The 7,947-nt window shown below is 62.6% G+C and carries 9 protein-coding genes; 6 read left to right on the forward strand and 3 right to left on the reverse strand.

Going from position 1 to position 7,947, the window contains the following annotated elements; genetic code table 11:
* Positions 1–114: 114 nt before the first annotated feature.
* Positions 115–1,017, reverse strand: a complete 903-nt coding sequence (locus AC1DWF_RS08105) for a LysR substrate-binding domain-containing protein (RefSeq protein WP_476841584.1) — start codon at positions 1,015–1,017, stop codon at positions 115–117.
* Positions 1,018–1,108: 91 nt separating this feature from the next.
* Between AC1DWF_RS08105 and AC1DWF_RS08110 the strand changes: the two genes are divergently transcribed.
* Genes AC1DWF_RS08110 through AC1DWF_RS08125 form a run of 4 tightly spaced genes read left to right on the forward strand, consistent with a single transcriptional unit; the run spans position 1,109 to position 3,700 of the window.
* On the forward strand, positions 1,109–2,674 hold the full coding sequence (locus AC1DWF_RS08110; RefSeq protein WP_476841585.1) for a trimethylamine methyltransferase family protein: 1,566 nt from the start codon (positions 1,109–1,111) through the stop codon (positions 2,672–2,674).
* Between the two features lie 53 nt (positions 2,675–2,727).
* Positions 2,728–2,958, forward strand: a complete 231-nt coding sequence (locus tag AC1DWF_RS08115; RefSeq protein ID WP_476782700.1) for a hypothetical protein — start codon at positions 2,728–2,730, stop codon at positions 2,956–2,958.
* Complete coding sequence (locus AC1DWF_RS08120; protein ID WP_476782701.1) at positions 2,955–3,254, forward strand: type II toxin-antitoxin system RelE/ParE family toxin; 300 nt, start codon at positions 2,955–2,957, stop codon at positions 3,252–3,254. Before AC1DWF_RS08115 ends, AC1DWF_RS08120 begins: the two co-directional genes overlap by 4 nt.
* Before the next feature lie 26 nt (positions 3,255–3,280).
* Complete coding sequence (locus AC1DWF_RS08125) at positions 3,281–3,700, forward strand: hypothetical protein (RefSeq protein ID WP_476841586.1); 420 nt, start codon at positions 3,281–3,283, stop codon at positions 3,698–3,700.
* Positions 3,701–3,726: 26 nt separating this feature from the next.
* Here AC1DWF_RS08125 and queF read toward each other — a convergent pair whose 3' ends face one another.
* On the reverse strand, positions 3,727–4,188 hold the full coding sequence (gene queF, locus AC1DWF_RS08130; RefSeq protein WP_476788993.1) for a preQ(1) synthase: 462 nt from the start codon (positions 4,186–4,188) through the stop codon (positions 3,727–3,729).
* A gap of 111 nt (positions 4,189–4,299) precedes the next feature.
* Here queF and AC1DWF_RS08135 point away from each other — a divergent pair, with 111 nt between their 5' ends.
* Positions 4,300–6,342, forward strand: a complete 2,043-nt coding sequence (locus AC1DWF_RS08135) for an oxidoreductase (protein WP_476788992.1) — start codon at positions 4,300–4,302, stop codon at positions 6,340–6,342.
* On the opposite strand, the gene AC1DWF_RS08140 is transcribed toward AC1DWF_RS08135, so the two are convergent.
* A complete protein-coding gene (locus tag AC1DWF_RS08140) occupies positions 6,332–7,237 on the reverse strand; it encodes a LysR substrate-binding domain-containing protein (protein WP_476782703.1) in 906 nt (301 codons plus the stop codon). The two genes, AC1DWF_RS08135 and AC1DWF_RS08140, sit on opposite strands and share 11 nt — an antisense overlap.
* Positions 7,238–7,358: 121 nt before the next feature.
* Here AC1DWF_RS08140 and AC1DWF_RS08145 point away from each other — a divergent pair.
* On the forward strand, positions 7,359–7,947 hold a 589-nt coding region (locus tag AC1DWF_RS08145; RefSeq protein WP_476841587.1), incomplete at its 3' end, for an acyl-CoA dehydrogenase family protein.

Genomic DNA, 7,947 nt, shown 5'->3' on the forward strand with positions numbered 1-7,947 from the left:
CTATAGCGGGATTCGCGTCGGCGCGGACAGGCTCTTGCCTATGGATACTTCGCGGAAATCCCTGTCAGGAACGCGCTTGCCAGCCAGGCTTGATCTGCCTGGTGAACAGGCTTCTCAAGCCTGCGTTGCCAGCCAGTCGCGCACCTTTTCGGCGCTTTCGCTGAGCGGACGGTTCTTCGGCCAGGCGACATGGAAGCCCTTGCCGGTGGTCATGACGTGATCGGTCAGGCGCACGAGCAGCCCGGCGGCTATCAGCCGGTCGGTGAGATGGCGCCAGCCGAGCGCGATACCCTGGCCCTCCATCACGGCCTGGATGACAAGGACATAGTCGTTGATGACCAGTCCGCGCTTGGCGACTGCCCCGTTGAGGCCTGCAGATTGGAACCACTGGTTCCATGTTGCAGCCGGGCGGAAGGGTTMTTCGAGATGGATGAGGTGATGCAGCGTCATCTCGGCCGGGGTCTGTGGTGTGCCCGCGCGCGCGACATAGGCCGGGCCGGCAACGGGGTAAATCTCCTCGCCTGATATCGGCAGCAGCTCATAGTCGGGCCAATCCTCGGCGTTGCCGCCGCGAATTCCCAAGGGAATGCCCTCGGCGATCAGATCGAGGTCGCGGTCGGCGGTCTGGATGCGCAGGTCTATGCCGGGCAGGTCGTCTCGGAATTTTTGCAGGCGCGGCATCATCCAGAACGAGGCGAAGGCGGTGGAAGCCGACAGCGTAACATGCATGCCGCCCGCGCGTGCCCGGAGCTCCTCGGCCGACTTGCGGATATGCGACAGGCCAAGCGTGACGTCGGCATGGAAGCGCTCGCCGGCCTCCGTGAGCAAAACTTGACGGTGGCGGCGCTGGAATAGTTGCGCGCCGAGCTGCTCCTCCAACCCGCGAATGGCATAGGAGACCGCGGCCTGGGTCATGCCGAGTTCGCGGCCCGCAGCAGTGAAACTCGACAGCCGACCGGCTGCCTCGAAGACGATAAGGCTGCCGGCGGAGGGCAGGAGATGGCGCAGGCTTTGCATAAGTGCAGATTATGCAAATGATGAGGATTTTCAAGCGTCACAGCAGCCGGTCCAAAGGCTAGCTTCATGCTGGAGTGCTTTGGAGCCATGTATGAACGTCGTTGCGCCTGAAATCCAGACCGAGCCGACGAAGCGCCGCGAGCGTGGCGGCCGTAATGCGCGCCGTGAACAGCGCTCGCACGGGCCCGAGGCGCATGGTCGACCCTACATCCTCCGGAACATCCCGACCTACGATATATTGTCGGAGGAAAACCTCGTCCGCATCGAAGAGACGGCCGACCGCATCCTCGCCGAAATCGGCATGGAGTTTCGCGACGACCCGGTGGCGCTCGATCACTGGAAGCGGGCCGGGGCCAAGGTCGACGGCGTGCTCGTCAAATTTGAGCCAGGCATGCTGCGCGAAGTGCTGAAGACAGCACCCGCCCAATTCACCCAGCATGCCCGCAACCCTGAGCGCTCGGTGGTCATAGGCGGCAAAAGCGTCGTCTTTTCACCGGCCTACGGTTCGCCCTTCGTCATGGATCTCGACAATGGCCGGCGCTACGGCACCATCGAGGATTTCCGCAATTTCGTGAAGCTGGCGCAGTCCTCGCCCTGGCTGCACCATTCCGGCGGCACGATCTGCGAACCAGTGGACGTGCCGGTCAACAAGCGCCATCTCGACATGGTCTACAGCCATATCCGCTACTCCGACCGTGGCTTCATGGGCTCGGTGACGTCGGAGAGCCGGGCGGAGGACTCCATCGACATGGCCCGCATCGTCTTTGGCGAACAATTCACCGATGAGAATTGCGTCATCCTGGGCAACGTCAACGTCAACTCACCGCTGGTCTGGGACGCCACCATGACCACCGCATTGCGCGCTTATGCGCGGGCCAACCAGGCGGCGGTCGTTGTGCCCTTCATCCTTGGCGGTGCCATGGGTCCGGTTACCAATGCCGGCGCCATTGCCCAGTCGCTCGCCGAAACCATGGCCGGCTGCGCGTTGACCCAGCTCGAACGCCCCGGCGCGCCGGTCATTTTSGGCAATTTCCTGTCGTCGATGTCGCTGCGCTCAGGTTCGCCGACATTCGGCACGCCGGAGCCGGCCATCGGCTCGATGGTCATTGGGCAACTTGCGCGGCGACTGAACCTGCCGCTCCGCTGCTCMGGCAACTTCACCACGTCGAAGCTGCCCGACGCACACGCCATGAACGAAGGCACCATGGCGATGCTGGCGGCTGTGCATTGCGGCGCCAATTTCATCCTGCATTCGGCCGGCTTCCTCGATGGACTCTTGTCGATGTCTTTCGAAAAATTCGTCATGGACATCGATTTCTGCGGTGCGCTGCACACCTATCTCGACGGCGTGAAGATCGACGACAATCAGCTAGCGCTTGACGCTTTCAAGGAAGTCGGGCCCGGCAGCCACTTCTTCGGCTGCGCGCACACCATGGCCAACTACGAAACGGCGTTTTGGGATTCGGCGGTCGCCGACAACGAGCCCTATGAGAAATGGCAGGCCGCGGGCTCGCTCGATGCCGCCATGCGCGCCAACAAGCGCTGGAAGACGATGCTCGCCGAATACGAAGCGCCACCGCTGGATGTCGCAATCGACGAGGCGCTTAACGACTTCATGGCGCGCAAGAAGGCGTCGATGGACGATGCGTGGTATTGACGGAGACTGGTAGGAGCGGAGTATCCTTGTCTGCATATATGCGAGGCTAAGACATGACCAAATTGCTCGAGCAGGCATTGGAGGCAGCTCGAAAGCTCTCCAGGGATGATCAGGACGACATTGCCCGCGCGATCTTTGAGTTGGTAGGTGCGGGTTCTGCCGAGCCTGTCCCGTTGACCGCTGAAGAACGCTTGGCCATCGAACGGTCCCGCGCCGCTGCCGCGCGCGGTGAGTTTGCGTCGGACGAGCAAGTTCGGGCAGTCTGGGCCAAGTACGGCGGATGAGGTTGCGTTATACCCTCTCGGCTCTTGCCGACCTCGAAGGGATACTCGACCATGTCGCCGATCAATCGCCATCGGGCGGCCGGAAAGTCGCCAAGCGCATAAAGATGATCACAGAATTGCTGTGCCGCCATCCTGAGGTGGGTCGCCTGACCGAAGTGGAGGGTATCCGGCGGATCAATGCGAGGCCGTATCCTTATCTGATTTTCTACGAGTTTACTGGCAACGACATTGTCATTCATGCGGTTCGGCACGGCGCGCGCGACCCAGCCAGTACGCCGGGATCGGGCGGTTCGTGATGCGATGCGCAGGCCCATTTGCTGTTGTGTCTTGCCTGCCTTTGCTGGCCACACCGGCTCTTGCCGGAACGGCGCTGGAGGCGGTCAAGCCGTTCTACGATCATATCGGGTTGGAACTCGACCCGGCCGAGCGTGGCCGCTTCGTAGATCCGGCAAAAGCCGTGCTCGATGCTCGCGACCAATTGGTGAAGTCGGGTCAGGGCGATTGTCTTGACACCAACATGCCACTCGACAGTGCGGCCTACGACAAGGCCGAACTCGACAAGAGCCTGAAACTGAACGAAGCGGAGAGCGGCGAGAGCGCGATCGTGGTCGCAACCTTCACGGCGTCAGGCGAACCGCACCGCATGCAATGGAAGTTGAAGAAGGTCGACGGCGAATGGAAGATCGCCGATTTTTTATCGGTGACCAACGAATGGGCGTTCAGCCAGTATCAATGCGAATGAACGCCCTTAGCATCCCTGTGAGCAGCTCAGCCGCGCCCGCGATAAGGCGCGACGCCGGTGTCTGGCAGCCACGATCCCTCGGGCGGCGTGCCCGTCTGCCAGAACACGTCGATGGGGATACCACCGCGCGGATACCAGTAGCCKGCTATGCGCAGCCACAACGGCCTGGTTGCTTCGACGATGCGGCGGCCGATCATCACGGTACAATCCTCGTGGAATGCGCCATGGTTGCGGAACGAGACCATGAACAGCTTCAGCGACTTCGATTCGACCAGAAGCTGGTCCGGGGCGTAATCGATGACGATGTGCGCGAAGTCGGGCTGGCCGGTGACCGGGCAGAGCGAAGTAAATTCCGGGCAGGTGAAGCGCACGATGGCGGGCGGGCCGCCAACGCGGTCGTAAGGCACGGTTTCGAGCACGGCGGTTTCGGGCGAGGTCGGCGTTTCGACCTTGGTGCCAAGCTGGGTCAGGCTATCGGTGATGGTCATTGGGTGGCTCTTCGGGGTGGCTCTGGCTCATTGCTGTGGTTCGCTGGTGCGCGCAACTCAATGTCCAGATTTTAAGTGGCGTGTATTAGCGCCGGATAATGCAGGAATGCAATGACCAGCAACGACCCGCTTCTCCAGCCCTACCAGCTCAAGCATCTGACGTTGAAGAACCGCGTCATGTCGACGAGCCACGAGCCGGCCTATTCCGAAGACGGCATGCCCAACGAGCGCTACCGGCTCTACCATGCGGAGAAGGCCAAGGGCGGCATGGCGCTGACGATGACGGCAGGTTCGGCGATCGTTTCGCGCGACAGCCCGGCGGCCTTCGGCAATCTGCACGCCTATGACGATGCCATAGTGCCGTGGCTGCGGGCGTTGGCGGACGACTGCCACGAGCACGACTGCAAGGTGATGATCCAGATCAGCCATCTCGGCCGCCGCACCAATTGGAACAAGGCCGACTGGCTGCCGGTGCTGAGCGCCTCTCCGGTGCGCGAGGCTGCCCACCGCACATTTCCCAAGATAATCGAGGATTGGGACATCGAGCGCATCGTCGCCGACTATGCCTCTGCTGCCCAGCGCATGCAGGCGGCGGGGCTCGACGGCATCGAGTTCGAGGCCTACGGCCATCTGATGGACGGGTTCTGGTCGCCGGCCACCAACCACCGCGATGATGACTTTGGCGGCTCGCTCGACAATAGGCTGCGCTTTACTTGGCAAGTGATCGATGCGGTGCGGGCTGCCGTCGGCAACGAGTTCATCGTTGGCATCCGCATGGTCGCTGACGAGGACTTCGAAAAAGGCCTGTCGAAGGACGAGGGCATCGAGATCGCACGTCGGCTGGCTTCGTCGGGCAAGTTCGATTTCCTCAACATCATTCGCGGCCATATCGACACCGACGCCGCGCTCACCGGCGTCATCCCGCTGCACGGCATGGCCTCGTCGCCTCATCTCGACTTTGCCGGCGAGGTGAGGGCGGCAACCAAGTTCCCGGTCTTCCATGCCGCGCGTATTTCCGACGTTGCAACAGCCCGCCATGCCATCGCTGCCGGCAAACTCGACATGGTCGGCATGACGCGTGCCCATATTGCCGAGCCGCATATCATCAAGAAGGTGCTGGAGGGGCGTGAGCATCAGATCAGGCCGTGCGTAGGTGCCACCTACTGCCTCGACCGTATTTATGAGGGCGGCGGCGCACTGTGTATCCACAACGCAGCGACAGGCCGCGAAGCGACGATCCCGCATGTGATTTCACGCACCCAAGGCCCGCTGCGCAAGGTCGTCGTGGTCGGCGCGGGTGCTGCCGGCCTTGAGGCCGCACGGGTGCTGGCCGAGCGCGGCCACAAGGTGACCGTGCTGGAGGCATCAAGCCAGGCTGGCGGGCAGGTGCGGCTGGCGGCGCAGAACCCGCGCCGGCGTGAACTGATCGGTATCGTCGATTGGCGTCTGGCTGAATTGGAACGGCTAGGCGTCGAGATTAGCTACGACATCTGGGCCGGCAAGGACGATGTGCTGGCGCTCCGGCCCGACGCAGTGGTCATCGCCACCGGTGGCCTGCCGCAAAACCCGCCGCTCGATGCTGGCGACGATCTGGTGACGTCGAGCTGGGACATCATCGCAGGCGCCGTCAAGCCGGCCGAAAACGTGCTGCTGTATGACGACAATGGCGGCCATCAGGGCATGACGGCAGCGGAACTGATCGGCAAGGCCGGCTCGAAGCTTGAGCTGGTCACGCCCGAGCGGCTGTTTGCGCCGGAGATCGGCGGCATGAACCATGTGCCTTACATGGAGGCGTTCCACCGCACCGGCGTGAAGATCACTATCAACACCCGGCTGCGGTCAGTTCGGCGCGAGGGCAATCCACTGGTCGCGACACTTTCCTCCGATTATGCCAAGGGCTGGCAAGAGGAGCGGCGCGTCGATCAGGTGGTGGTCGAGCATGGCACACTGCCGCTGGATGATCTCTATCTCGAGCTCAAGCCACTATCGAGGAACGGCGGGGCGATCGATTACGAACGCCTGATCCATGGCGGCGAGATTTTCCCCGAGATCCGGGATGCGAGCTTCATCCTTCTGCGCATTGGCGATGCGGTCCAGGCCCGCAACATCCACGCGGCGATCTATGACGGGATCAGGTTCGGCCTCAGGATTTGACCGCTGGGGACGTAACCTCTGCCGAGATCCAGCGCAGGAATTCGCGCAAGCCCGGGCGATCCTCCGTGCCGGGCCGGAAGGCGAGGCGATAGGGGAACTCGCCGGCGATGCGGTTAGCCGAGGCCATGACCAGTTGGCCGGATGCGAGTTCGCGCGCGGCCAGCACTTGAGGCACCAAGGCCACTCCGAGCCCGGCGATTGCCGCTTCGACAACCATCGAGAATTGCTCGAAGCGATGGCCGCGCAAGGTGGTGCGTGGGTCGATCCCGGCGGCTTGGAACCACTGCAGCCACAGCGTCGGGCGAGTAGACTGCTGCAATAGCGGCAAGGCGGCGAGTTCGGCGTCATCGAGCGAAGCCCGGCCGTCGAGCAGCACGGGTGCCGCGACCACCACCAGCTCCTCGTCGAACAGGCGCAGAAAACCGGGCTGGCCGGGCTCGACCGGTCCGCGCTGGATCGCCGCGTCAAAGGCCTCGGTTTCGAGATCGACCGTTTCAAGCCGGACCGCCAGATCGATGGCGACATCGGGGGCCGCGAGATGGAAACCCGCCAGCCGTGGGATGAGCCAGCGGTCGGCAAGTGTCGGCAGCACGGCGAGGCTGAGCATGTCGGACTGGCCGCCAAAGGCCATGGTTCTGACGGTAGCCTCATGCAGGGCGTCGAGGATCGCGTCGGCGTCGCGGGCAAAACGGCGGCCGGCATCCGACAGGGCCAGGCGCTGGCGGACGCGGTGGAAAAGGGCGACGCCGAGCCTGTCCTCCAGTTGCCCGATCGATCGGCTCACCGAGCTTTGCGTCAGTCCAAGCTGATCGGCAGCGCGAATTGTGGTGCCGTAGCGTGCACTGGCGCGGAACGCCTCAAGTTCGGCGATTGTTGGCACATAGGCGCGGCGCATGGGGTGGCCTGGGGCTTGAGTTGATTGATTTTACGCATCAACTTTACAAGATTACTTGTTAGCGAAAAGGCCTGAAGCGGGCTAGGATATGAAAAAGCGCTCTCATTCTCCCGGAGGAACAATGAACACATCCAAACCGGCGGCGGCCGCCAGCTTTGTCTGGGCCGACCCCTTCCTTCTTGAAGATCAGCTGACCGAAGACGAACGCATGATGCGCGATGCGGCATCGGCATTTGCCGCCGACAAGCTCGCCCCGCGCATCGAAGAGGCCTATCTCGACGAAAAGACCGATCCGGCGATCTTCCGCGAGATGGGCGAGGCTGGCCTGCTCGGCATCACCGTTCCCGAGGAATATGGCGGCCTTGGTGCAGGCTACGTGACCTACGGTCTCGTGGCACGCGAAGTTGAGCGCATCGATTCGGGCTACCGCTCGATGATGTCAGTGCAGTCGTCGCTGGTCATGTATCCGATCTACGCCTACGGCTCCGAGGAGCAGCGCAAGAAGTATCTACCCAAGCTCGCATCGGGCGAATGGATCGGCTGCTTCGGCCTGACSGAGCCGGATGCCGGTTCCGATCCGGGCGGCATGAAGACTCGCGCTGAAAAGACCGCCACCGGCTACAAGATCAGCGGTTCGAAAATGTGGATTTCCAACGCGCCGATCGCCGACGTCTTTGTCGTCTGGGCGAAGTCGGCAGCGCATGACAACC

This window comes from Aminobacter sp. P4_D5, from assembly GCF_056401815.1.